Source organism: Streptococcus hyovaginalis DSM 12219 (assembly GCF_000420785.1).
Taxonomy (GTDB): Bacteria; Bacillota; Bacilli; order Lactobacillales; family Streptococcaceae; genus Streptococcus; species Streptococcus hyovaginalis.
The window spans coordinates 62,076-86,735 of the sequence record NZ_ATVP01000009.1 but is presented as its reverse complement, the minus strand read 5'-3'; the positions used below and the strand labels follow the sequence as shown (position 1 = coordinate 86,735).

Genomic DNA, 24,660 nt, shown 5'->3' with positions numbered 1-24,660 from the left:
CAATCGACGTTTCTACCAGCACTTGACCTTCTATTCCTATGACGATCTAATCAAGCAGATGAAAATCTATCTGTACCGTTCCAATCGACTCCCTATGCAGACTTTAGGCTGGAAATCTCCTATCGATATCAGAAAAGCTTTACTAGGAGCTAGCTCCTAGTAAAGCTTAACAAATGGAAGACTTCAAAATAACATTTTAGGTCTCACATCATTGACAAAGGTACACTAACAAAAAATGAAAACCTTTTCTTTTTTAAAAAAGAAACTCAAAGAACCTAACTGACCGTCTAAACTGGTTTTAAAACACCATCCTGCATTTCATAAACCTTATCGCAGTGAGTGATCATACGTTTATCATGAGTTACCATAATAATAGCCTTATTCTTCTCTTTGCTTTCTTTAGCCAGAAGCTCAACAACATCATAAGCCCGTTGTGTATCAAGGCTGGCAGTGGGCTCATCAGCCAAGATTAAGGCAGGATCATTGTAAAGCGCTCGTGCAATGGCCACCCGCTGACGTTCTCCACCAGATAATTCCTCAGGAAGTTTGTCTGCCAAATGAGCTATGCTCAACTCTTCTAAGAGCTTCATTGCGACTTCTTCTCGACTTGATTTATTGATTTTATCAACCAATTGAAGATGCTGTTTGACGGTTAAAAAGGGAACGAGATTTGAAGCTTGTAGGATAAAGCCAATATCTTGATAACGTCTCTTAGAACGTTTTTTCTCCGATAAATTAGAGTAGGAATGATTGTTTATCAGTACTTCTCCTTGACTAGGTGCTTGTAAGCCTCCTGATATGGTTAAAAAGGTCGATTTTCCTGATCCAGAGGGCCCAATAATAGCGACAAATTCTCCAGCTTCGACAGAAAAATTGGTTTCTTTCAGTGCTTCAATGGTTTTAGATCCGTCTTTAAACGATTTTTTGACTTGTTTTAATGTTAATACTGACATCCCGAGTCCTTTCTAACTAATAGCAGTAAGTGGATCGATTTTGGCTACAGATCGAACAGAGAACAGAGTGCCCAAAAGCGCAAAAATGATGAGAGCTAGCCCAATACCACCGTAAAGTAACCAGTTACTCTGAAAAGGAACTGCTGCTGGCAATGCCAAGGAGCTAAGCCAAGTGCCTAGTAACCCCAATACCGTTCCTAAAAGGCTAAGTAAGAAGGTTTGTGACATGACAGCACTTCCGATATAGGCATTTGAAATTCCCTGTACCTTCATAACGCCAAAAATAGGTGCTTTTTGAATGGTCAAGACATACATGAATATACCAATAACAACAGAAGCAATGATGATTAAGAAGCCAATCATAAAACCAAAGGTCAGATTTTGGGCATTGTAACCTGGTAATTTCTTGATAAAATCAGCGATAGGAAGCTTTTTCAACTCGTCTGGATAATCAGTAACTTCTCCTCGGACAACCACTGCATTTATAGGATTTTGATCACTGTCATTGCCAAACTTGACGGTATTGAATGCTTTCTGACTCATGTAAGCTACTGGTGCCACACTGAACATAGCTCCATCTGTGTACCCTACAATTTTAAACGTTTTATCCGTTCCAGCTAGGTGTAGATCATCCCCAATTTTAAAACGATTGTCTTGGGCAATTGATTGCGCAAGAACCACTTCATTGTCATTTTCAAACAAGCGTCCTTCAACAATATTAGGGGCTAGAAAACTAGCGCGATCAATACCAAATAAAGATACTTTTTCTTTATCATCATCAGTTGGGTTCTTGATCGACCAAGCCGAACTAGCCATTTGACTCAGTTCTGCTTTTTTATCGGCTTTTACCTCATTAGCCGTTTCTAAGCTAAAGTTTGAAGCGGACAAAAGATCGTTGGACTCTTTATTTAAGATAATGGTATCTGCTTCCCATTTATCAATCGCTGCACGGTTATCTTGCATTAGGCCAAAAGCCAGACCAGTGAGGAAAAACATCAGATAGGCAATTAAGAAAAGCAATCCTAAAATCAAGCCGTATCTCAGTTTAGCGTGTTTCATTTCATTTAAAGCTAAAAACATGATAACATCCTTCTATTTTTGTGATAAGTCTATTATAGTTCTCATGGGAACTAAAGTCAATTCATGTGTTTGATGAACGTAAAAAAGAGCCCATTTGAGCTCTTGAGTGATGCTGATTCAGTTTGTTAGCTTGGTACTTGTCATATTAATCCACAGTTAATTCTAAAGACCCTACACCACTACCATAGTCCACACGATAAACGCCTTTTTCTAAAGCTGGTGGTAAGATAAATGTACCGCTGGAAACCTGCTGGCCTTTTTTCAATGTTTTTCCATGACTTGCTAATTTTTTAACCAACCATGCGACAGAATTTAAAGGATTTCCTAAAACTTCTGAAGATACTCCTTCTTTAAGAACTTCACCATCCTTTGACAAGACACCAGAAATGTTTGCCAAATCGTCAACGGTAAAGTTTCCTTTGACATCTTGCTCCTGACCAAAGATAACTCGCCCACCAACAGCACAGTCTGAGACTACTAGGTATTTGTTCAAGGTTGGGAACCATTCTTTAAAGCGGGAATCGGGCACTTCGATACCAGGTGCGATTGTTAATTTCTCAAGAAGATCCTCGAGCGTATCATCAACGGATAAATCTTCTTTGGCACGAAAAACTAATTCGATTTCGATTAAAGGATCAAGTAATTCAGACAATGACAAAGTAAGCGGACCTTGCAGAAATTGCGTAGTTGTTTCTTGCCCATAAAATGGCTCAGTAGAGTCAAACATACGTTGTGTTTCTTCACTTGTTAAACTGACTTTATAACCTTGGACAGTCTCTTCTCTAAGAGCAATAAAGGCATCTTGTACAGCATAAGCTGTTTCATAATCTTCTACCTTGCCATCAAAATCTGCCATTTGTAAAGGTTGTTTTTGTTGTAGTGCTTGGTGTAGTTGACTTGCGAGCTCAGTGACGAGTGATGTTTTTTTTTCCATTGTAAAGATCCTTTCATAAGTCTGTTAAAAAGTACGAGTCTTGGTGTGTTGCATTAGCCGATGAATCCAAGGGTATTGGCTAAGAAGAATAGGGCAAAGCCAGTAAGGTAGGAAAGACTAACAATTGAGAGTGCATTGAGACGATGGGAGAGACGATTTTCCTTGTTGTGAACTAATTTATAATTCAGATAACCAAAGATTGGTGTGGTTAAGAAGGAAGCAATCATTGCAAATCGCATCAGTGTAGCGACATCACCTGCAAAGAAGAAAACGATAACAATCCCTGCTACTGCTGTACCAACCGTCCAAATGTTAAGAGCTTTGGAGCTAGCTTCAGGTTTATTAAGCAAGAGACGAAGCGTTTCGTTATTAGCGCGAGAATACCCGTCAATGACAGTAATGGTCGTTCCAAAAATACAAAGGAAGGCAATCAAGGCAATCAAGAGACGTGACCAATTGCCGAATGCTCTAGCATACATGTTTACAAATTGCGCGATATAAGCGGCACTAGCTGCTTCAACCGGCTGTCCAGAACCATACTGGATGAGTGCGCCTAAGGCGAGGAAAACGAAAGCTAAAATGGCGGTTCCGATATAGCCTGCATTGAAATCAAAAAGGCCATCTTCATAAGAAACTTTCTGAGCCTTGCGCTTTTCAACGATCCACATAGAGTTAATGGCAGAGATTTCAATCGGTGCTGGCATCCATCCCATTAAAGAAACGATAAATGGAAGAGCAGATATCTGCCATGGTGATGGTGCAACAAAATCAGGAGCCAACTCACGATTTTTAAAAACTGCAATAATAACAGCTAGAACTGTAGCAAGCGTGAGAGCAGTCATCATCCATTTTGAGAACGTATCGAGAAAGCGATAACCACCAATTAGCAGCATGCCTACAGTAAAGACGATTAAAGCTGTAGTTAATTGGGAAATAGAGAGATCAAAACCGTTTGGAAAAATATTATACAAGATAGCTGCAGCTAGGATACTCACGGCAGCTGTATTCACAACTGCAGAAAAAACATTCATAACAAAGAAAGCCAGCAAATAGCCTTTCCCTTTTTCAGAATACCCCTCAATCAAACTTTTTTGGTTTTGCAGAGTATATTGCGAACCAAATCTGAAGAATGGGTACTTAAAGAGGTTTACCAGCAAGACCACAATAGCAAGCTGCCAGCCGTAAATAGCACCAGCTTGTGTTGAGGATACAATATGCGATCCTCCTACTGCTGCCGCAGCCATAAGAATACCTGGTCCCATGGCTTTAACGCGTTTTTTCCAATCAACGTTTTCCGTCATAGACAATCTCCTTTTTTGAATTATCAGACAATTCTGATAAGTGGTAATTGCTATTATATGACATTAAAAGAGAGAAATCAAGACAATTTTCAGAAAAAATAGAAAAATCAGGAAATTCTATTTCAATTTCCTGATTGCCATGATTTAACCGATTAAATTTTTAAAGAAATCAACGATTTGTTGCCAAATACCTTTACCTTGTTCCATTACTTTATTAGCATCAAAGTTGACATCGATACCTTTGAAGGTCCCGTCTGCTTTTGACACGATACTATCTTTTAAGTCACCAAGTGTATTGACAAAGTCACTATTACTGATGACACCACTATTGGATAAATTAACGGCAAAATTAACAATGAGTGTCACTTGATTTTCAGACATGCTTGATCTCAAGTTATAATGGTCCAAGGTATCCTCGACAATTTTTTGAATGTCTTCCTTGGAGAGATCCTTATTAGCTTCTGCTATAGCAGACTTGATATCTGTTAAAGCGACATTTAATTTATCAGCATCATAACCTTCCTTGCCTTGATTTTCTGCATTGATGTCAGATAAAGCATTGAGTTCTTCCTGGGCAAGGGCTTTGCTCTCGTCAGAAACATTAGCGCCATTTTCCTCTAGAGAATAATAGATGCCGGCTAGGGCAGATTCTCCTGTTACAGGAATAGGTGATGCCACTTCAATAGTCGCATGTTGGATCCCAAGAGTAACAGCAGCATTGCGATACATATCTTCGGTCACTTTTGTGATATTTTCAGGTGTTAAGATGGAAACGGTGAGCGTCTTAGAAGCACCTAATTTTTCAATTTTGACAGAAGAGTAAAGCCTGAGACTACTATCATCAGCGACATTCATGATTTTAGCATAGTGACTTGTATCTAGAGTCTTAAGATTGGTGTCTTTGCCTTCTTGATAGTTCAAGAGATTTAGTGTCTCTTGCTTCTGGCTATCGGATAAAGAATAACCTAGGACATAATCTGGTTGAACGTAGCTTTCATCAATGACGGACTGCACTTGGCTCTCAGCAAAAGCATGACCAGGCAGTGATAGACTAGCTAGTACCAGTCCAGACATGAGTATTTTTTTCTTAAATGACATATACGGCCTCCTTCTCGCCTAACTCTTTCTTATTAGTTTGATTATAGCATGTCAAACTTAAAATAAACTGTTCCGACTGTAAAACATTGTATGAAAAAAAGAACCTCATTTTCACAAGGTTCCTCTTCACCTTCTTAAATAATTAAAGAACAATTTGATTGTAGGATGTATTAAAGGCTTTGTGGATTTCTTCAGAAGCATCATTGTAGCTAGTTTCTTCTTCAAGAACAGCATTAACAATGGTACGTTCTGTTGCCTCAGCATCTGTACAAGTGACAAGGGTTAGCTCACTTTGACCAGCATGATCATCAATGACTGCTACTTCTGTAGGTGCGACGACATGGACATTCGTAATCTTGTAAGTATATACCTTATCCTTATCTGTCAAATAGATTTTCATACCATTTTTTGCACGATCAAGTGGGGAAAAGAGCATGTCAGATGAACCAGTCATGCCAAAGACATGGTGGCTGGCTAGAGCATAGTTGTTTTCGCCCCCCATCACTTGATTTTCTTTCATGGTACCAGCACCGTAGGTTAATTCGGTATTACCAAGTCCTTTAAAGATAGGTAAATTAATTCCAACATCTGGTATTGCAATACCACCTATAACAGGTAGTTCTTGTGCGTTCATCTGAGCCGCAAGGACAGACTCTGTGCTGATAGATTCTACAGCTTGAAAGTCATAGGATGTCTCGGATGTCTGGTTTTTCTTAATAGTTTCCTTGCTAACATGCTCGACCTGATACTTATTTGTATTCCAAGCAATTAAGGTATTGCGGATAGACTTATTAAAAATAAGTCCAATTCCAACAATCACTAAAAGAACAATTAGGAGATTGCGGAGAATACCGCTTAGTCTTGTTTTCTTTTTCACAGGTAGTTACTCCTCTTTATTATCTAATAGGTCAAGATCCTCGTGAGACTCTGCTTCGACTAGTGCAAAAGTCACGAGCTTAGACGTTTCCTCAAGTCGCATGAGACGAACCCCCATGGTTGAACGCCCTGTTTGAGAAATATTTGAAACATTGGTTCTGATGACCACACCTTTATTGGTAATCAGCATGACGTCTTCGTCGCCCGATACTGTAACGAGTCCTGCCAAGGCGCCGTTTTTATCGGTAATATTGGCTGTTTTAATCCCTTTACCACCACGGCCTTTTGTTGGATATTCTTCAGAAGGCGTCCGTTTCCCATAACCTTTTTCTGTAACAACAAGAACTTCTTGGTCATCAGTAATGGTTGAAGCTCCAACAACATAGTCTTCATCACGAAGCTTCACTCCACGAACACCAGCTGCGGTACGGCCCATAGTACGCACAACAGACTCGTTGAAACGTACGGAATAACCAGCACTTGTCCCGATAATAATATCATCTTTACCAGTTGTTACCAAAACATTAATCAATTGGTCCTTATCTTTGAGAGTCAAAGCTTTGAGGCCATTTTGGCGAATGTTATCAAATTCAGAGGTTGGCACACGTTTTACAACCCCAGCATAGGTTGTAAAGAAGAAATAATGGTCTTTAATATCTTCCTTACGTGCATTAATCATGGTTTGAATAAACTCACCATCATCTAATTTGAGAAGATTGACAACGGGCAATCCCTTAGCTGTGCGGCCATATTCTGGAATTTCGTATCCCTTAAGTTTATAGACACGACCTAGATTGGTAAAGAACAGAAGGGTATCATGGGTGCTGGTTGATACCAACTGACTCACGAAATCATCATCATTGACACCAGTACCTTGCACACCACGTCCGCCACGTTTTTGAGCCCGGAATTCGTCTTGCGCAAGACGTTTGATGTAGCCCTTGTTTGAAAGTGTGATCAGCACATCTTCTTCTTCAATTAAGTCCTCATCTTCTAGAGATAAGACTTCACCGACCATTAATTCTGTGCGACGGTCATCGTTAAATTTACGTTTAACCTCATCCAACTCTTCCTTAATGATGGCAATGACACGTTCAGGTTTTGCTAAAATATCCGCCAAATCTGCGATGAGTTTCAAAAGGTCATCGTATTCGGATTGAATCTTATCACGTTCCAATCCTGTCAAACGACGAAGACGCATATCTAAGATAGCTTGACTTTGACGTTCGCTCAGCTCAAAACGAGCTATCAACTCAGCTTGTGCTTCACTATCAGTTTGACTATTACGGATAATAGCAATCACTTCATCCAGATGGTCAAGCGCAATCAACAAACCTTCTAAAATATGGGCGCGGCTCTCAGCTTTAGCTTTATCAAACTCAGTACGTCTAACAATAACCTCTTTTTGATGTGCAATGTAGTTATCCAAGATCTGGCGCAGGGTCAAAATCTTAGGTACCCCTTTTTCAATAGCTAGCATATTGAAACTAAAATTGGTTTGTAGGCTAGTCATTTTGAAGAGGTTATTTAGGATAACATTAGCTGAAGCATCACGTTTAACTTCAATAACGAAACGAACCCCTTCTCGGCTGGATTCATCACGAACAGCTGTGATACCTTCAATACGTTTCTCTTGAGCCAGTTTAACAATATGCTCATGAACTTTGGTTTTATTAACCATATAAGGAAATTCAGTGACAACAATGCGTTCACGGCCTGTTTTAGTCACTTCGATCTTCGTTTTAGAACGTAACACAATAGAACCTTTACCAGTATCGTAGGCACGATGAATACCAGAACGTCCCATAACTAGAGCACCTGTTGGAAAATCAGGTCCAGGTAGCACTTCCATAAGATCTCTTGTGGTTACCTCTGGATTATCCATAACCAACTTAACCGCATCAATCGTCTCACCGAGATTATGAGGTGGAATATTAGTAGCCATACCAACGGCGATACCCGTGGCACCATTTACCAAAAGGTTTGGGAAACGAGCTGGTAATACCAAAGGCTCACGTTCACTACCATCGTAGTTATCTTGAAAATCAACGGTATTTTTATTAATATCACGAAGCATTTCAAGAGCCATTTTGCTCATGCGTGCTTCTGTATAACGTTGGGCGGCGGCACCGTCACCATCCATCGAACCAAAGTTACCATGGCCATCAACAAGCATGTAACGATACGACCACCACTGAGCCATACGAACCATAGCATCATAAATGGAACTATCGCCATGTGGATGATATTTACCCATAACATCACCGGTAATACGTGCTGACTTTTTATGTGGCTTATCTGGTGTTACACCAAGCTCATTCATACCATAAAGAATACGACGATGTACCGGCTTTAATCCATCTCTAACATCTGGAAGCGCGCGAGCCACGATAACACTCATGGCATAGTCAATAAAGCTAGTTTTCATTTCACTAGTTAGATTGACATTAACAAGATTTTTATCTTCCATTTTTATCTCTTTCTTTTAAGACTTTATCCTATTGATTATACCATAAAATCACTCAAAAAAGAACTCTTTGACAATAGAAACAGGGAAGATAAACCGTGTAGCATGCTTTCTTTCAGAAAACGATGTTTTAAATTACTTTATATTTTCACTAATTTTCTTATATTTTTATAGAAACACGTGACATTAATAATTGAAAGTGATAGAATAGAGGCGAATGGGACTTCCCCAAAAAAATTAAGGAGATGTTTAGCTAATGACTGCAACTAAACAACACAAAAAAGTTATCCTTGTTGGTGACGGTGCCGTAGGATCATCTTACGCTTTCGCACTTGTTAATCAAGGAATCGCTCAAGAACTTGGTATTATCGAAATTCCACAATTATTCGACAAAGCTGTCGGTGACGCGGAAGACCTTAGCCACGCTCTTGCCTTCACATCACCTAAAAAAATCTACGCAGCTCAATATTCTGACTGTGCTGACGCTGACCTCGTCGTTATCACTGCAGGTGCACCACAAAAACCAGGTGAAACTCGCCTTGACCTTGTTGGTAAAAACCTTGCTATCAACAAATCAATCGTTACTCAAGTTGTTGAATCAGGTTTCAACGGAATTTTCCTTGTTGCTGCTAACCCAGTTGACGTTTTAACTTATTCAACTTGGAAATTCTCTGGTTTCCCTAAAGAGCGTGTTATCGGTTCAGGAACATCACTTGACTCAGCTCGTTTCCGTCAAGCACTTGCTGAAAAACTTGACCTTGACGCTCGTTCAGTTCACGCTTACATCATGGGTGAGCATGGTGATTCTGAATTTGCTGTTTGGTCACACGCTAACGTAGCCGGTGTTAACCTTGAAAACTTCCTTAAAGACGTTCGTAATGTCGACGAAGCTGAGCTTGTTGAACTCTTTGAAGGTGTTCGTGATGCTGCTTATTCAATCATCAATAAAAAAGGTGCTACATTCTACGGTATCGCGGTAGCTCTTGCACGTATTACTAAAGCTATTCTTGATGATGAAAATGCTGTACTTCCACTTTCAGTATACCAAGAAGGTCAATACCCAGGTGTTGAAGATGTCTTTATCGGTCAACCAGCGGTTATCGGTGCACACGGTATCGTTCGTCCAATCAACATTCCATTGAATGACGCTGAGCAACAAAAAATGAAAGCTTCTGCAGATGAGCTTAAAGCTATCATTGATGAAGCATGGAAAAACCCTGAATTCCAAGAAGCTTCAAAAAATTAATAGCCTTCGTTAAAGAGACTCTTCGGGGTCTCTTTTTAAGACGACATTTTATCTATAGCGCTATTTCCTTTGACAATAATCTTAAAATGATTATGGACTGAATGTGTCACAATCAAAAACGCTAAGAATTCTGACTTAACAGTAATTCTTAGCGTTTTTGATTTTTATAATGACCATTACTGTAACGACTTGACGTCAAAGAAAAGCTTAGGTGGCATTAACTTAGTAGTTAGTTGGTCGTAAAACACCTTGGACAGGTTGAGAGGGGCCTTCGCTAAGGACAACTCTGATAATTTCTTTAGCTTCTTCTTCTGAGCAAGCTACCAGAGGCAAGCGCAATGGCCCAACATCAAAACCTTTGTGGTTTAGGACAGCCTTGACTGGTGCTGGACTAGCCACTGAAAAGAGAGCATTTACTTTTGGAATAAAGCGTCGTTGAATTTGTGCTGCTTTTTTGATATCGTTCTGCTCAATAGCCTCTAGCATCTCATGCATTTCATCGCCATTAGTGTGAGAGGCTACCGAAATGACACCATCAGCTCCGAGTGTAAAAGCATGAAATGCCTCGCCATCCTCCCCAGTATAAACAAGGAAATCTTCTGGTGATTGCTCTACTAAGTAAGCAATATTTTCAAGACTTGTACACTCCTTAACACCGATGATATTAGGGTGTTTGGCAAGACGTAACATGGTTTCTGGCTCTAAGGTTACGACGACGCGACCAGGGATGTTGTAAATGATAATCGGTAACTCACTGGCATCAGCAATAGCTGTGAAGTGATGGTAAAGTCCCTCTTGAGTTGGTTTGTTGTAATAAGGGACAATAGCAAGACCAGCAGCAAATCCTCCAAATTCAGCAACTTCTTTGGCAAATTCGACGGAGTCACGTGTATCATTAGTCCCAATACCTGCAATCAAGGGAACACGACCATTGACAATTTTTTGGACAGCTGCAAATAACTCCAATTCTTCTTCGTGAGTCAGGGTTGGGCTTTCAGCTGTGGTTCCTGCCAGTAGGATACCATCTGTATGATGAGCTAATAGGTGCTCTACAAGTTTAGGAAGTGCCTCATAGTTGATTGAACCATCAGCTTTGAATGGGGTCACCATTGCTGTGATCATTTTGGCATTGCGTAATTGTTCAAGAGACATGGCACTACTCCTTTAGTTTAACTCAAATTTTAATGCAGTTGTTGGACGAACAAGTCCTTTTTCATGTAAGGTTTCGGCGATTTGTACAGAATTCCAAGCAGCTCCTTTAAGAAGATTATCAGAGACGACCCACATGTGGATACCATTTTCTTGATCGAGATCTTTACGAATACGACCGACAAAGGTGTCACGACTACCAACAGCGTTAACGGCTTGAGGGTAGATTTGCTGTGACGGATCATCTTCTAAAACAGCTCCCGGAAAGGCTGCTATTGCTTCTTTGACAGCTGCAATTGGTGCTACTTCTTTGGTCTCAATGTAGACAGATTCAGAATGCGCTGAAAGAACAGGAATACGAACACAGGTTGCTGAAACAGCAATGTTATCATCCTCCATAATTTTCTTGGTTTCTTTTGTCATCTTCATCTCTTCATAAGTATAATCATTATCAGTGAAAACATCGATCTGTGGAAGAGCATTGAAAGCGATTGGGTAGTGCTTTTTATCACCGCCTGATGGTAAGATATTGGCCGTTGCGTCTTTCGGATTGATACCTTCATTAAGCACTTGTTTTAATTGGTCTTGCGTTTCGTTTATCGCAGATTGTCCAGCACCAGACACCGCTTGATAAGTTGATACAATAATACGCGATAGACCCCACTTTTGACGAATAGGCTCAAGAGCGACCATCATTTGAATGGTTGAACAGTTAGGACATGACACAATACCGTTGTGGTTTTCTAGAGCGTGTGCATTGACTTCAGGAACGACTAAAGGCACATCTGGATGCTGTCTAAAATGTGACGTATTATCAACGACTACAGCTCCTGCTTTGACAGCATAAGGTGCAAATTTGGCAGATGTTGAACCACCCGCTGAAAATAGTGCAATATCTACACCTTCAAAAGAGTCTTCTGTTGTCAATTCTACGGTTACTTCTTGTCCCTTAAATGCTAGTACCTTTCCTGCTGAACGGCTAGATGATAAGTAGCGAACTTGATCGATAGGCAGTGTAGACTCTTCTAGCATTTTGATCATTTGTGTACCAACGGCACCAGTGGCACCAACGATTGCAACAGTGTATCCCATACAGAACTCCTTTGTAATACAAGTAAAAAAAGATTTTTTAAATTTTCTAACAATTTATCAGTACCCATTATACTATGTTTCTATCAAAAAGAAAAGTTGAAAAACAAAAAATCCCCCGCTAGAAAGCAAGGGATAGGGCACATCAGATGTGAGGTAAGCCGGTTCACACAACTTACCAAGGTCGGCTCCTGCCATAATGACCTCCCAGCGCAAAAGTGGTTAAACCACAATCGACTCATCGCATAAGAGTATTCTACTATAAACACAGATAAATTACAAGAGAGGTGCAATGGTTTTTAGGAGATAGCCGGCTAACTTTGTTAAAAATGGTCGCGATCTTAGCGATAGATAAGTTACTTGGCGTGATTGTGCTAAGGTTTTGTCAAAGTCTTTTTCAACTGCTGCGATCGTATCTGTCTGATACATGTAAACACCACATTCGAAATGATGATACAGACTGCGGTAGTCCAGATTAATTGTCCCGACAGTTGCTTTGATCCCGTCGCTAACAAAGACTTTAGCATGGATAAATCCAGGGGTATAGAGATAAATAGCTACTCCTGCATCCATCAGTTCTTTAAAATAGGTCTCAGCTAATATGAATGCATAAGGTTTATCTGGAATACCCGGCATAATGATTTTGACGTCTACTCCCCGTCGAGCAGCAAAGGTTAAGGCATGCATCATTTCGCTATCCAGTACTAGGTAGGGGGTCATAATGTGTACGTAATCTTTGGCATTATTTAAAATATCAATATAGACATTTTCAGCAATGTGGTGATAATTCATCGGGGAATTACCGTAAGGAGCGACATACCCATTTGAAGGTATGGACTGCGGGTATTCTTCGAGATAGTGTCCAAAATCATCTTCATCACTTGTGGTTGACCACATAGTCAAAAACAATGCTTTAAAGGTTTGAACAGCTTCTCCTTCTATTTTGATAGCATTATCCTTCCAATGTCCGAAACGGCGGACTTTATTGATGTATTCGTCTGCTAGATTAACCCCACCTGTGAAGGCGACTTGGCCATCAATTACCGTAATTTTACGATGATCACGGTAATTATAATAGGTTGATAAAAAAGGTCTGATTGGCGCAAAGGCACGCGCATCTATACCAAGTTCTTTCATACGATTGGTGTAATCATAACTCAAAGTACTCAGTTCGATCATGCCGTCAAAAAGCACCCGAATATCGAGGCCCTCTTTAGCTTTTTGCTCAAGGATGGTCAATATTTCACCCCACATCACCCCTTCGTCAATGATAAAGTATTCTAAAAAAATGGATGATTTCGCCTGCAACAAGGCTTCTTTAAAGGTTGGGAAAAAATCATCACCAAGCGGGTAATAAGTGACTTGGCTTCCCTCATAAGTCGGAAAGTGACCGGGGCTGTGATTGAGGTAAGTAACGAGTTGATAGGTGTGAGGGTGAGATTGTTTGATGGTTTCTAAGACCCGAGGATCTTGTTTTAAATGGAGGCTGGCTTCATCAGTATATTGTATTACTTTACGCTTGAGGTCTCTAACACCAATATCTGTTTTCATATATAGGAAAAACAGAGATCCAAAAATAGGGAATAGCATAATCAACATTAACCATGTATTTTTAGAGGTGGCATCCATGGAACTGTTAAAAAGATAAACAACAACAAATGCTCCTAGCATATGCTCAACATAGATCATGCGGATAGGAAGGTGATTAAACCAGACAAATCCTAAACTCAAAAAGAGAAGCTCAGTGATAATGGCTAATAAGATGATGATGCTACGACTGAAGATGAATTGTCTAGCATTGGAATGTCCTTTGGGGAGCAAGCGAGTTACGGGGATGCGTTTTGCCATTTTTCTTTCTCATTTCTAAGTGCTATTGCTCCATTATAACAAAAAATAAGCCGTTTTAGGCTTATTTTTTAAAGTAACGGTGCTACTGTTCTGGCTAATGTACCAAGGACTTTAGTAACCATTGGCCGTTGACGGACATCCTCTTCTGAAACGAGACGACATTGTTTCAATGTCGCTTGGAAGTCCTCCTCAATATCCGGAATACAAGATGTACGATACATGTAAGTAGCACATTCAAAGTGATGGTAGAGACTACGGTAATCTAAGTTAATAGTGCCTACGACTGCTTTTTGATTGTCACTCACAAACACCTTGGCATGTACAAAACCAGGGGTGTATTCGTAGATATTAACGCCAGCACGAATCAAAGAAGCGTAATAAGTCTGAGCAAGCGCAAATGGTAATTTTTTATCAGCTATGCTTGGCATAATGATGCTGACCTCAACCCCACGTTGTGCTGCGAATTTGAGCGCGTGGGCTAACTCTCCATCAAGAATGAGATAAGGGGTCATGATGTGCACGTAGTCTCGCGCTTGATTCAGAATATCGATATAGACATTTTCGCCGATTTTATCATCATCCAAAGGAGAATCGCCGTAAGGAACGATAAAGCCATTATTAGGACGATGCTGATGTAAGGCGAGATATGGCTCTACTTGAATTTCTTCCTGACTAGCACTCCATAACTGCAGAAACAAGATAGTAAAGGTATCGACTGCCCTTCCTTTTAGCATGATAGCTGTATCTTTCCAATGGCCAAAACGCTCAACATGATTGATGTATTCGTCAGCTAAATTAATGCCACCAGTAAAAGCTACTGTACCATCAATGACCAAAATTTTCCGATGATCTCGGTAATTGTAATAGGTTGAAATAAAAGGAGATAGTGGGGCGAAGGCTTTAGCTTTTATTCCAATGCTTTCCAAGCGCTTGGTGTAATCAAAGCTCAAGGTTGTAAATTCGATCATGCCATCATACATGACACGTACTTCGACACCTTCAGCTGCTTTTTCTTCCAAAATGGCTAAAATTTCTCCCCACATCAGCCCTTCATCTATAATGAAATATTCTAAAAAGATGAATTTTTTAGCTTTTCGAAGTTCCGCTTTTAGGGCTTCAAACTTTTCTTCCCCAGAGGTGAAATAACGGACATCTGTTTGGCGATAAACTGGGAAGTGTCCTTTACTATTTTCAAGATAAGAAATGAGATTGTAATTGCTCGAATGGTGACGTTTTAATTCAGCCACAGCTTCTGTATCCTGAATGAGGTAATCCTGTGTCGCATCAATGGCTCGCTGGATGTTTGATTTCATTGCTCTAAAACCAAAGTCCGTTTTGGTATAGAATAAAAAGAGGCTACCAATAATCGGAAAAGGGACCAAGATCAATAGCCAGGTAATGACCGCTGTGGAATCCATATCACTATTGATTAAATAGAGAACAGTGACAAGTGACAAAACTATTTCAAAAATTTCAAATTGGACTTTATAGGTTTGGAACCATTTGTAAGAGGCCAGTAAGAATAAAATCTGTAAGATCAAAAGAATGGCGATAACCGTGGTCCTACTAAATATTCCCCTTAGAATTCCCCGCTTTCCCCGTCCCAAAAGGGTCTTTATATTTTTAGTTTCGTAAATGCTTTTTTCCTCCTTTTCTTCAAAATCAATGGTAACTATTATAGCAAAAAATTAACGAAAAAAGTTGAAATAGTGTTGCATTTTTTCAAACTTTCATACAATTTATTTTAGGGAGATAGTCTGCATCACAAGGGAAGGATTAATCTCTTTCCGTTACCGTAATCGCAACGGAATCTCCGATCCCCTTTCTGATAGTTTCTTGAATAGCTTTACGAATGCCGATGATATAGATAACATTACCATCATGGTCTTTTAGCCCCATATTGACAATAGAGCCATCGTAAGGTATCCCATCAAAGGTAACGTGAACTTTCACTCGCCCTTTGCCAAATTCTTCGCGGATGTTGTAGGGGAAAATAGTGTAGGCGCCCCCTTTTTGTTGGGCTGCGTAGAGCTTAGATTGGTATTGATACGTTTTGGTCATTATGTTTTCCTCTTTACAAACGCTTTTGCATCCAAATGATGTCATGCCATTTGTCGCCTTTATACCCGATTTTTTTGAAATGTGCGACTTGTTGGTAGCCTCTTTGGCTATGAAACTGAACGCTTGGATCATTAGGATAGGTGATACAGGCTAAGAGATTACAAATCCCTTTGGCTTGTAAATGCGATTCTAAGGCATCATAAAGCTTCGTACCTATATGTCGCCCACGTGCCTCTTCAGCAACATAAATAGATACCTCACAAGACCAGTCATAAGCTGCGCGAGCTTTATAAGTGCTAGCATAGGCGTATCCTAAGATGTGGGCATCTTCTTCATAAACTAGATAGGGGTACTTTGTGAGTGTATGGCTAATGCGGTGCTCAAAATCACTGAGGCTTGGAACAGTATATTCAAAGGTAATAGCTGTTTTTTCAACGTAAGGTGCGTATATAGCAAGTAAGTCTTTAGCGTCACTGACTCGCGCACTTCTAATGGTCATCTTGTCTCCTTTTTAATAACATCTTATCTTATTATGGCTATTTTATGTGGCGTATCATATGAAGTGATCTAGGATCCTAAATAATCAGATTTTACAATAGCATAAAGGGCAACATCAACTAGACCACGATTGTTCCTATGTGACTGTCTTAAAGTGCCTTCGTATAACATCCCAGATTTTGCCATGACTCTACCTGATGCGATATTTTCAGTATCAAACTTAGCTTGAATGCGGTTAGTATCAGTTTTCTCAAATAAAAGTGCAATAATGGCTGTTAAGGCCTCAGTCATGATACCGCGTCCCCAAAAAACTTTTCCTAGAACATAACCAATTTCTGCGGTTAGTGTCTCCTTGTCATAGTCCACAATCGCAATCTCTCCCATGAGCACCTGATTCGTTTTATTAATGATAGCCCAGTGGTGGTGTAGGGGATCGCTATCACTCAGCCATTGTGAAAGGACTGTTTTTGTGGTTTCAGGATTATCATGAGCAGGCCAGGTTAAATAAGTCAGATTGTCGGGGTGACTAGCCCAATTCTCAAACATAGCTTGGGCATCATTATGCTCGAATCTCCTTAATAAGAGTTGTTCTGTTTCAGTTGTTAAAGATGGCATCAGCTACTCCTTGCCTATTATTTGATTCATGGTTGTCTGTTGTCTTACTTTAATTATATGCTCAAAACTCAAAAAAGCCAACCAAGAATGAGGGTTGGCTTGTGAATGGATTGGTGTTTAGAAGAGTCCTACAGCTACGCCATCTGAAGTGACGTCCATGTTGAGTGCAGCTGGTTGTTTTGGTAAACCAGGCATGGTCATGACATCACCAGTTAAGGCAACAATGAAGCCCGCCCCTGTTTTGGGAACGAATTCACGGATAGTGACATCAAATCCATCTGGAGCCCCCAGTAAAGCAGGATTATCTGAAAAAGAATACTGCGTCTTGGCCATACAGATAGGCAATTTATCCCAGCCAAATTCAGCAAATTGCTTGAGTTGAGTTTTGGCTTTTGGACCAAAATGGACTGATTTGCCACCATAAATCTTGGTTACAATCTTACGAGCTTTTTCTTCTAAACTATCCTCATCATTGTAGAGACGTCGGTAGTTGGCTTGACCTTTATCAATGGTTTCAACAAGTGTTTTAGCAAGGTCTACACCACCCTCAGCGCCATCGGCCCAAACACTAGCTAATTCAACTGGCACATCAAGTTGACTGCAAAGTTCCTTTAGAGCTTCAATTTCAGCTTCTGTATCTGAAATAAATTCATTAATAGCAACAACTGCTGGAATGCCATATTGTCGAATATTTTCCACGTGACGTTTGAGGTTTTCAAATCCTGAACGCACAGCGTCAACATTTTCTTCTGACAAGTCTGTTTTTGCCACACCACCATGCATTTTCAAGGCACGAAGAGTCGCTACGATAACAACAGCATCTGGTGACTTAGGAAGATTTGGGGTTTTGATATCAAGGAATTTTTCGGCACCCAAATCAGCTCCAAAACCAGCTTCTGTTACTGTATAATCAGCTAAACGTAGGGCTGTTGTAGTAGCCAAAACAGAATTACACCCATGAGCAATATTGGCAAAAGGGCCACCATGGACGAGAGCTGGTGTGCCATAAATCGTTTGGACTAAGTTAGGTTTAATGGCATCCTTCAAAATAAGGGTCAAGGCGCCCTCTACTTTGAGATCGCGGACGTAAATAGGCTTACGGTTAATGTCATAAGCAACAACAATATTGGCTAATCTCTGTTTTAGATCATCTAGATCAGTTGCCAAGCAAAGAATAGCCATAATTTCAGAAGCTACAGTGATGTCGAAGCCATCTTCGCGTGGGACGCCATTCAATGGGCTTCCCAAACCAACAATCACTTGACGAAGAGAACGATCGTTAAGGTCAACAACGCGTTTCCAAATAATGCGTCGTTGATCGATTTGCAAGTCATTTCCTTGTTGGAGGTGATTGTCCAAAAGTGCTGCTAAAGCATTATTAGCTGTTGTAATCGCATGCATATCACCTGTAAAGTGAAGATTGATGTCTTCCATTGGAAGCACTTGGGCATAACCGCCACCAGCTGCTCCGCCTTTAATTCCCATAACAGGACCCAGAGATGGCTCACGTAAAGCTATCATGGTTTGTTTACCAATTTTATTAAGAGCATCAGCAAGTCCGATAGACATAGTAGACTTTCCTTCCCCTGCTGGAGTTGGATTGATAGCTGTTACCAAGATTAATTTACCAAGTTTGTTTGACTGAACTTCTTTGATTTTATCAAAGGATAATTTTGCCTTGTATTTCCCATAAAGTTCTATATCATCAAAACCAATTCCCACTTTTTCTACAATATCAGTAATAGGTTTGAGTTCAACACTTTGAGCAATTTCAATATCAGATTTCATGAGACACCTCTTCTATGTTATAGATATATTTTATCATACAAAAAGAAAATAACGCATGTTTTTCGTAAATTTCACGATAACATTCGTTATTAACACGTATTTTAAGTGGATCTAAAGCAATTTCCCTGATTTTTAAGGCAAGATAGCAATAGCTCTCACTGGAGAACTTGCTGCTTGGCTAAAGTGTGGAAAGGCAATCGTAATTAAAGCACCACTAGCAGGGACTTGATCGAGATTGTTAAGCACTTCAATTTGATAGATATCCTTTAATAAGAGATAATATTCTTCAGGTAATTTGTCACCAGATTCAGCCACTGTTAACCCCGCATCGGTATTTAGTATTTCATGACCAATTGCTTTGGCCTGAACTTCTTCAATCAAATAAACTAAGGCATCATGACTCCATCCCGGTGTTCTTTGAATGCCTTGATCATCCAAATTGCGAATGGCATCTTGGTTGAGCCATCGCTTTGACCAGTCAGATTGCTGGGCAAAGAAACCGTCAACGTCAGCATGTGTAAAGAGTATCTTCTTTTCTAAGGCAGGAAAGGCTGGATAATGGGGGCTTTTTCATCAATTTGATGGCTAAGATCAACCCATGTTTTTTTCTTAAGACTTTGGTAAATGCTTAGTAAATCTGTCATAACATTAGCTCACTTTCTTTTTTCTTATTGTATCACGACAAGATCTCAAAAAGAGGAACGGGTCCTCTTTTTGCACTATACCATTTTTTAATACAGAGTTATAAGTAGAGACTGTAAGACTGACTTTTTAAGCATGCTGTTAGAAACAGGAGTTTTCATTTCTTTTGCTACCAACTTATGCACGCACAGTGACTGACCGCCCATCTTCCTTATAAAGATTGATAAGCCCTGATTGGCATGATCTAATCATATCTCCAGGATAGACTTCTTGGGGTACTGTAATGGTCAATAAATCCATTGGACGATTGGCACGATCAAGTGGAAGACCATCCCCGTCACGTAGATTCTGGATCGTTGTTTCAAAATGACGAAACCCTGGTCCATAAATTTCAACAACATCTCCATCGTTGATGACATTGCGTTGTCGAATAGTTGCGGTCATACTATCCTTGTCAAAACCAACCACTTCTGCAATAAATTTATATTTTGGAATCTTTCGTCTGGCACCAAAAAGTTGTTCATTTTCAGTCGGAGCTTGGTAATAGAAACCAGTTGCCAATTCTCGTTGGGCCACTTTCCATAGCTCATCAATCAGGTCTTGTTTGATGGCTTCAAATGTCTCAGGGCTTTTTAGATAAGCATCAACCGCAGTCTTATAGCAATTGGTGACAGTTGAGACATAGTGGACTGACTTCATGCGGCCTTCAATTTTTAAACTGTCAACACCATTTTCAATCATATCTGGAATGTGCTCAATCATACACATGTCAACTGCAGACATTGAAAAAGGCTCTGGTATCTGACCTTTGATGGAACGACGCTCTTCGCCAAACGGGAGGTCATAAAGATCATATTTCCAGCGACAAGATTGGGAACAGCCGCCACGATTCGCATCACGGTGGCTCATGTGGTTGGACAGGACGCAACGTCCGGAGTAAGAAATACACATAGCCCCATGAACGAAGGCTTCAATTTCAACGGATGTTCGTTTGCGAATTTCAGCTAACTCTGCCATGGTCACTTCTCGGGCCAAGACGATGCGGGTCAAACCAAGCTCTTTCCAAAATTCGAAGGTTTCGTAGTTGGTTGAGGATGCTTGAGTGGATAAATGGATTTCAAGACCTGGAGCTTCCGTCGCACAAATGACAATGAGTGCTGGATCCGATACAATGACCGCATCCAGACCCATGTCGCGAAGTTCTCGGAACCAAGCTCCTGCCCCTTCTTCATTTCCTTCGTGAGTCACCATGTTAGCCGCGACATAGACTTTTGCGCCACGAGCATGGGCATACCCGATCCCTTCGCGAATCTCCTCCATCGTGAAGTTGCCTGCCCTGCTTCGAAGACCATAGGCTTGACCACCAACAAAGACAGCATCGGCACCATAATCAATGGCAACCTTCAATTTCTCCAAAGTCCCCGCAGGCGACAAAACCTCAGGACGCTTTAATATTTTTGACATAATGTAAAATCTCCTCTATTTGCAATATAGATATGATTTGAGTTAAAGTGTGCGATGCTAGGTCAAAAAGTATCGTTTTGCCCTAGCTGTCTAGTGTAACTGACAAGGAAAGGTTCAATGGCACTTTCCGTTTGGTGACGAGTTCCTTTAGGAGCCGACACTAAGTCATTTATCAGGATAGAATTAAGATAACGTTTAATAATTGGCGACGGTTTTCAATTTAGGCTTAGGATTACTGATGAGGTATTCTCTTATTTAACAGTGTTACGATCAAATTCATAGAAACCGGTGTCCAATCCGCGCTCTGCAGGATGATATTGACGGATGCGTTCGTCTAAACGATTAGCCATTTCAAAACTTAGTTCATCCTTTTCAAGTAATTGTCTTGCTTCAACGAAGCAGCGGGCGATCTCAAGAAAACCGTCTCCTGGGCAGAAAATACCATCCAGTTTCCAATGATGGTAACCGAAGTCAACAAGCTCAGAGAGTTTTGTCATCATGTTGATATCATTATTGATGAAAATATGTGTTCCATGCTTATCTTCAAAAATCGAATAATGACTATCAGGATCACTTGGTTCAGCCAAAAAGAGGCCGCGTTCTTTGGACAAATCCGTCTCATCCGCTTTGATGAAGTTATAGTAATTTTGGAGCAAGGTCCGTTTGGAATGATGGATGACAGAGGCACCATAAACTAAAATTTCAGCCGGAATTTCCAGATTTTTGGCAATGTCAGCCAACTCTTCAGCCGGAATTTCTCGTGCTAAGACGGCTTCAACTGCTCCGTGATCCTTCCAGAAATTAATCTGACGGCTAGATGTCACAAAAACGGATGTGTCATAAATAAGCTTGAAGTTATAGCCATCGCGCTTATTGATGTAAAAGACTCCCGCATCTCCAACGACCAGATAATCGACCTTGATTTCTTTCATCAATGCCATAAAAGGCATGATATTGTCCATCATATCTTGGTGCATGAGAGCATTGGCTGCAACGGTGAGTTCTTTTCCCGCTTCGTGTACCAAGGCTGCAATTTCTCTAAGCTCATCATAGGTAAATGTTTTGGGAAGTCTCAACCCATAGTCGGCTTCACCAACATAGATGCGATCGACACCGATAGCTAGTAAATCCTTAACCTGTTCGATACTTTCAGCTGTAGCTGTGATTGTGATTTTCTTCATAAAGTTAATTATAACAAAAAATATAAAATAGGTTAAGAGGAAATTGTGGTTTAATGGCTGGATTTTTTGATTTTTTAGTTTACTTGTCCCCAAATTTTTTTATAGAAATTAGGCCTGAGACATGGAAAACACCTGAGCTACTTTTACCAGGTGTTTGCTGAATAAAGTGTTATAAGCCTGGCTAAAAAACAAGATGAACAAGTTTTTTAACTATCTTCTCTATTTTATCTAATCACGACAATTTTTTTAATAGTCACTAATTTTTCTGCGGTCGCTGGTTTTACTGACTTTTCCTTGGCGGTCCTGTAGAATATCTTCGATTTTTTCTAAGCTCACGCCTGTTTCTACCAAGAGAACAGCCAGATGATAGAGCAAATCAGCTGTTTCATTAGCAATTTCTTTCTTGTCGGCATTTTTGGCTGCAATCACGACTTCTGTTGCCTCTTCCCCAACTTTCTTGAGAATTTTATCCAAGCCTTTGCCATACAAGTAGTTAGTATAGGACCCTTCTTTTGGATTGCGCTTGCGGTCAAGGGCCTCATGATACAAGGTTTCTAGCATATCCTGTTCCTTTCTTAGAGTATGTTTTCAAAAAAGCAACTATAGGCGCCCGTATGACAGGCAGCCCCTACTTGCTCGACGGAAATGAGCAGGGTGTCGCGGTCACAATCTGTTTTGATAGATTTAACCGTCTGAAAATGCCCACTGGTTGCACCCTTGTGCCACAATTCCTGACGCGACCGGCTCCAGTAATGCATCTGCTTGGTTTCTAAGGTCTTTTGATAGGATTCTTCATTCATATAAGCCAGCATCAAGACCAGACCTGTCTCATGGTCAGTGACAATCACAGGCACTAATCCGTCTTGCTTGTCAAAATCAATACTAATCATTTAATCGCACCTCAATTCCATTCTGGCGCATAACTGATTTGGTTTCTGCAATGCTGACTTGACCATAATGAAAGATGGATGCTGCCAGGGCCCCCATTGCCGGTGTTTGTTCAAATACCTCAAGGATATGGTCCGTATTTCCAGCACCACCCGATGCAATAATCGGAACCGTCACCACACTCGCCACAGCATTGAGCATGTCCACATCAAAACCTGATTTAGTCCCGTCCTTGTCCATGCTGGTCAAAAGGATTTCGCCAGCACCGAGCTCGACGACCTTCTTAGCCCAATCCAGTAAATCCAGACCGGTATCCTTGCGACCGCCAGCCACGTAGACATGCCAAGTCCCATCTGACTCTTTGCGCGCATCAATAGCGACAACAACGCATTGACTGCCGAATTTTTCAGCACATTCTTTGATCAAGGATGGATTGGCCACAGCCGATGAATTGACTGACACCTTGTCAGCTCCTGCCTTGAGCATCTTGTTCATATCATCGACGGAACGAACGCCCCCACCAACGGTAAAAGGAATAAAAACTTGGTCTGCCACGCGCCGCACCATGTCCACAGTCGTTTCACGTTCTTCATGCGTCGCCGTAATATCAAGAAAAACCAATTCATCACAGCCTGCCTCGTAGTAGGCTGTGGCTGTGTCCACAGGGTCGCCCACATCCGTCAAGTTGACAAAATTAACTCCCTTGACCACCCGACCGTTCTTGACGTCCAGACAGGGAATAATGCGTTTTGCTAACATGTTCAACCTCCAAATTGCTGCAATTCGTCCAAGCTGACCTTGCCGCTGTAATAAGCCTTGCCGACAATGGTACCGGCCACCCCGATTTGCGCCAGCTCCACCAAGTCGCTCACGGTATGGATACCACCAGAGGCAATGACCTCTGCCTCTGTCAAGGTCGCCTTCAATTTTCTATAATGGTCAAAATTAGGACCTGTCAGGGTACCGTCGCGGTCCACATCAGTGTAAACAAAGAGACGCACACCAATTTTTTTCATCTCCTTGGCCAAGCTCAGATAGTCTACTTGACTGGTTTCTAGCCAGCCTTCTGTTGCGACAAAGCCATTTTTGGCATCGATGCCCACGACAATGGCCTGACTTCCAAAACGCTCCAAGGCTTCCTTGACAAAATCTGGATCTTTAACAGCCATAGACCCAATAATGACACGGTCAATGCCCGCATCCAGATAGTCCGCGATCTGGTCCAAGGTGCGAATGCCGCCCCCCACTTGAATACGGAGACCGGTCTTACTTTTCAAACTGGCAATCAAATCCCTATTGGTCGCACGTCCCTCTAAAGCACCGTCCAAATCCACCACGTGAATAAAATCAATTCCCGCAGCCGCAAATGTTTTGGCTTGGTCTAATACATCTGGGTTAACAACGGTCTCCTGATTAAAATCTCCCTTAAACAGGCGCACTGCCTTCCCATCTCGAATATCAATCGCTGGATAAATCTGCATA

22 protein-coding genes and 2 pseudogenes are annotated in these 24,660 nt (G+C 40.9%); 2 read left to right on the top strand and 22 right to left on the bottom strand.

Annotated features, from left to right (window positions below; genetic code table 11):
- A pseudogene (locus tag G574_RS11360) lies at positions 1 to 160 on the top strand (IS481 family transposase); the annotation flags it as partial.
- A 127-nt stretch (positions 161 to 287) separates the two neighbouring features.
- On the opposite strand, the gene G574_RS0107635 reads toward G574_RS11360, so the two are convergent.
- The 7 genes from G574_RS0107635 to gyrA all read right to left on the bottom strand — a co-directional run bounded on the left by G574_RS0107635 (position 288) and on the right by gyrA (position 8,712).
- A complete protein-coding gene (locus tag G574_RS0107635) occupies positions 288 to 953 on the bottom strand; it encodes an ABC transporter ATP-binding protein (protein WP_029691678.1) in 666 nt (221 codons plus the stop codon).
- A 12-nt stretch (positions 954 to 965) separates the two neighbouring features.
- Positions 966 to 2,033 carry an ABC transporter permease gene (locus G574_RS0107630; protein ID WP_029691677.1) on the bottom strand — a complete coding sequence of 356 codons (1,068 nt, stop codon included), beginning with the start codon at positions 2,031 to 2,033 and terminating at the stop codon, positions 966 to 968.
- A gap of 145 nt (positions 2,034 to 2,178) precedes the next feature.
- On the bottom strand, positions 2,179 to 2,967 hold the full coding sequence (locus G574_RS0107625; RefSeq protein WP_029691676.1) for a 2-keto-4-pentenoate hydratase: 789 nt from the start codon (positions 2,965 to 2,967) through the stop codon (positions 2,179 to 2,181).
- Between the two features lie 53 nt (positions 2,968 to 3,020).
- Positions 3,021 to 4,268 carry an NRAMP family divalent metal transporter gene (locus G574_RS0107620; RefSeq protein WP_029691675.1) on the bottom strand — a complete coding sequence of 416 codons (1,248 nt, stop codon included), beginning with the start codon at positions 4,266 to 4,268 and terminating at the stop codon, positions 3,021 to 3,023.
- A gap of 144 nt (positions 4,269 to 4,412) precedes the next feature.
- On the bottom strand, positions 4,413 to 5,366 hold the full coding sequence (locus G574_RS0107615; RefSeq protein WP_029691674.1) for a DUF1002 domain-containing protein: 954 nt from the start codon (positions 5,364 to 5,366) through the stop codon (positions 4,413 to 4,415).
- Between the two features lie 142 nt (positions 5,367 to 5,508).
- A complete protein-coding gene (locus tag G574_RS0107610) occupies positions 5,509 to 6,243 on the bottom strand; it encodes a class A sortase (RefSeq protein WP_029691673.1) in 735 nt (244 codons plus the stop codon).
- A 6-nt stretch (positions 6,244 to 6,249) separates the two neighbouring features.
- On the bottom strand, positions 6,250 to 8,712 hold the full coding sequence (gene gyrA / locus G574_RS0107605; protein ID WP_029691672.1) for a DNA gyrase subunit A: 2,463 nt from the start codon (positions 8,710 to 8,712) through the stop codon (positions 6,250 to 6,252).
- Between the two features lie 253 nt (positions 8,713 to 8,965).
- On the opposite strand from gyrA, the gene G574_RS0107600 reads away from it, so the two are divergent.
- The gene (locus tag G574_RS0107600) at positions 8,966 to 9,955 is read left to right on the top strand and encodes an L-lactate dehydrogenase (RefSeq protein ID WP_029691671.1); all 990 of its coding nucleotides are present in this window, start codon (positions 8,966 to 8,968) and stop codon (positions 9,953 to 9,955) included.
- 222 nt (positions 9,956 to 10,177) lie between these two features.
- On the opposite strand, the gene dapA is transcribed toward G574_RS0107600, so the two are convergent.
- The 15 genes and pseudogenes from dapA to hisA form a co-directional block, all read right to left on the bottom strand.
- The gene (dapA, locus tag G574_RS0107595; RefSeq protein WP_029691670.1) at positions 10,178 to 11,107 is read right to left on the bottom strand and encodes a 4-hydroxy-tetrahydrodipicolinate synthase; all 930 of its coding nucleotides are present in this window, start codon (positions 11,105 to 11,107) and stop codon (positions 10,178 to 10,180) included.
- Positions 11,108 to 11,119: 12 nt separating this feature from the next.
- Positions 11,120 to 12,196: an aspartate-semialdehyde dehydrogenase gene (locus tag G574_RS0107590; RefSeq protein WP_029691669.1), complete on the bottom strand. Its 1,077-nt coding sequence runs from the start codon at positions 12,194 to 12,196 to the stop codon at positions 11,120 to 11,122.
- 273 nt (positions 12,197 to 12,469) lie between these two features.
- A complete protein-coding gene (gene cls, locus G574_RS0107580) occupies positions 12,470 to 14,041 on the bottom strand; it encodes a cardiolipin synthase (protein ID WP_029691668.1) in 1,572 nt (523 codons plus the stop codon).
- 68 nt (positions 14,042 to 14,109) lie between these two features.
- A complete protein-coding gene (gene cls / locus G574_RS0107575; RefSeq protein ID WP_084677588.1) occupies positions 14,110 to 15,648 on the bottom strand; it encodes a cardiolipin synthase in 1,539 nt (512 codons plus the stop codon).
- Positions 15,649 to 15,817: 169 nt separating this feature from the next.
- Positions 15,818 to 16,102 (bottom strand): DUF1905 domain-containing protein, encoded by a 285-nt coding sequence (locus tag G574_RS0107570; RefSeq protein ID WP_029691666.1) that lies wholly within the window; start codon positions 16,100 to 16,102, stop codon positions 15,818 to 15,820.
- Positions 16,103 to 16,115: 13 nt separating this feature from the next.
- Positions 16,116 to 16,601, bottom strand: coding sequence for a GNAT family N-acetyltransferase (locus G574_RS0107565; protein WP_029691665.1), 486 nt, complete (start codon positions 16,599 to 16,601; stop codon positions 16,116 to 16,118).
- 68 nt (positions 16,602 to 16,669) lie between these two features.
- Entirely contained in the window at positions 16,670 to 17,215 is a 546-nt protein-coding gene (locus tag G574_RS0107560; RefSeq protein ID WP_029691664.1) for a GNAT family N-acetyltransferase, read from the bottom strand.
- A 117-nt stretch (positions 17,216 to 17,332) separates the two neighbouring features.
- Complete coding sequence (locus G574_RS0107555; RefSeq protein ID WP_029691663.1) at positions 17,333 to 19,003, bottom strand: formate--tetrahydrofolate ligase; 1,671 nt, start codon at positions 19,001 to 19,003, stop codon at positions 17,333 to 17,335.
- A 132-nt stretch (positions 19,004 to 19,135) separates the two neighbouring features.
- Positions 19,136 to 19,647 (bottom strand): annotated as a pseudogene (locus G574_RS11355) (cyclase family protein).
- 175 nt (positions 19,648 to 19,822) lie between these two features.
- Complete coding sequence (locus G574_RS0107545) at positions 19,823 to 21,109, bottom strand: peptidase U32 family protein (RefSeq protein ID WP_029691662.1); 1,287 nt, start codon at positions 21,107 to 21,109, stop codon at positions 19,823 to 19,825.
- A gap of 251 nt (positions 21,110 to 21,360) precedes the next feature.
- Complete coding sequence (locus G574_RS0107540) at positions 21,361 to 22,290, bottom strand: peptidase U32 family protein (RefSeq protein ID WP_029691661.1); 930 nt, start codon at positions 22,288 to 22,290, stop codon at positions 21,361 to 21,363.
- A gap of 246 nt (positions 22,291 to 22,536) precedes the next feature.
- Positions 22,537 to 22,851 carry a phosphoribosyl-ATP diphosphatase gene (gene hisE / locus G574_RS0107535; protein ID WP_029691660.1) on the bottom strand — a complete coding sequence of 105 codons (315 nt, stop codon included), beginning with the start codon at positions 22,849 to 22,851 and terminating at the stop codon, positions 22,537 to 22,539.
- 14 nt (positions 22,852 to 22,865) lie between these two features.
- A complete protein-coding gene (gene hisI / locus G574_RS0107530; protein ID WP_029691659.1) occupies positions 22,866 to 23,180 on the bottom strand; it encodes a phosphoribosyl-AMP cyclohydrolase in 315 nt (104 codons plus the stop codon).
- The gene (hisF, locus tag G574_RS0107525) at positions 23,173 to 23,937 is read right to left on the bottom strand and encodes an imidazole glycerol phosphate synthase subunit HisF (protein ID WP_029691658.1); all 765 of its coding nucleotides are present in this window, start codon (positions 23,935 to 23,937) and stop codon (positions 23,173 to 23,175) included. Before hisF ends, hisI begins: the two co-directional genes overlap by 8 nt.
- 2 nt (positions 23,938 to 23,939) lie before the next feature.
- Entirely contained in the window at positions 23,940 to 24,659 is a 720-nt protein-coding gene (gene hisA, locus G574_RS0107520; protein WP_029691657.1) for a 1-(5-phosphoribosyl)-5-[(5-phosphoribosylamino)methylideneamino]imidazole-4-carboxamide isomerase, read from the bottom strand.
- Position 24,660: the final 1 nt, after the last annotated feature.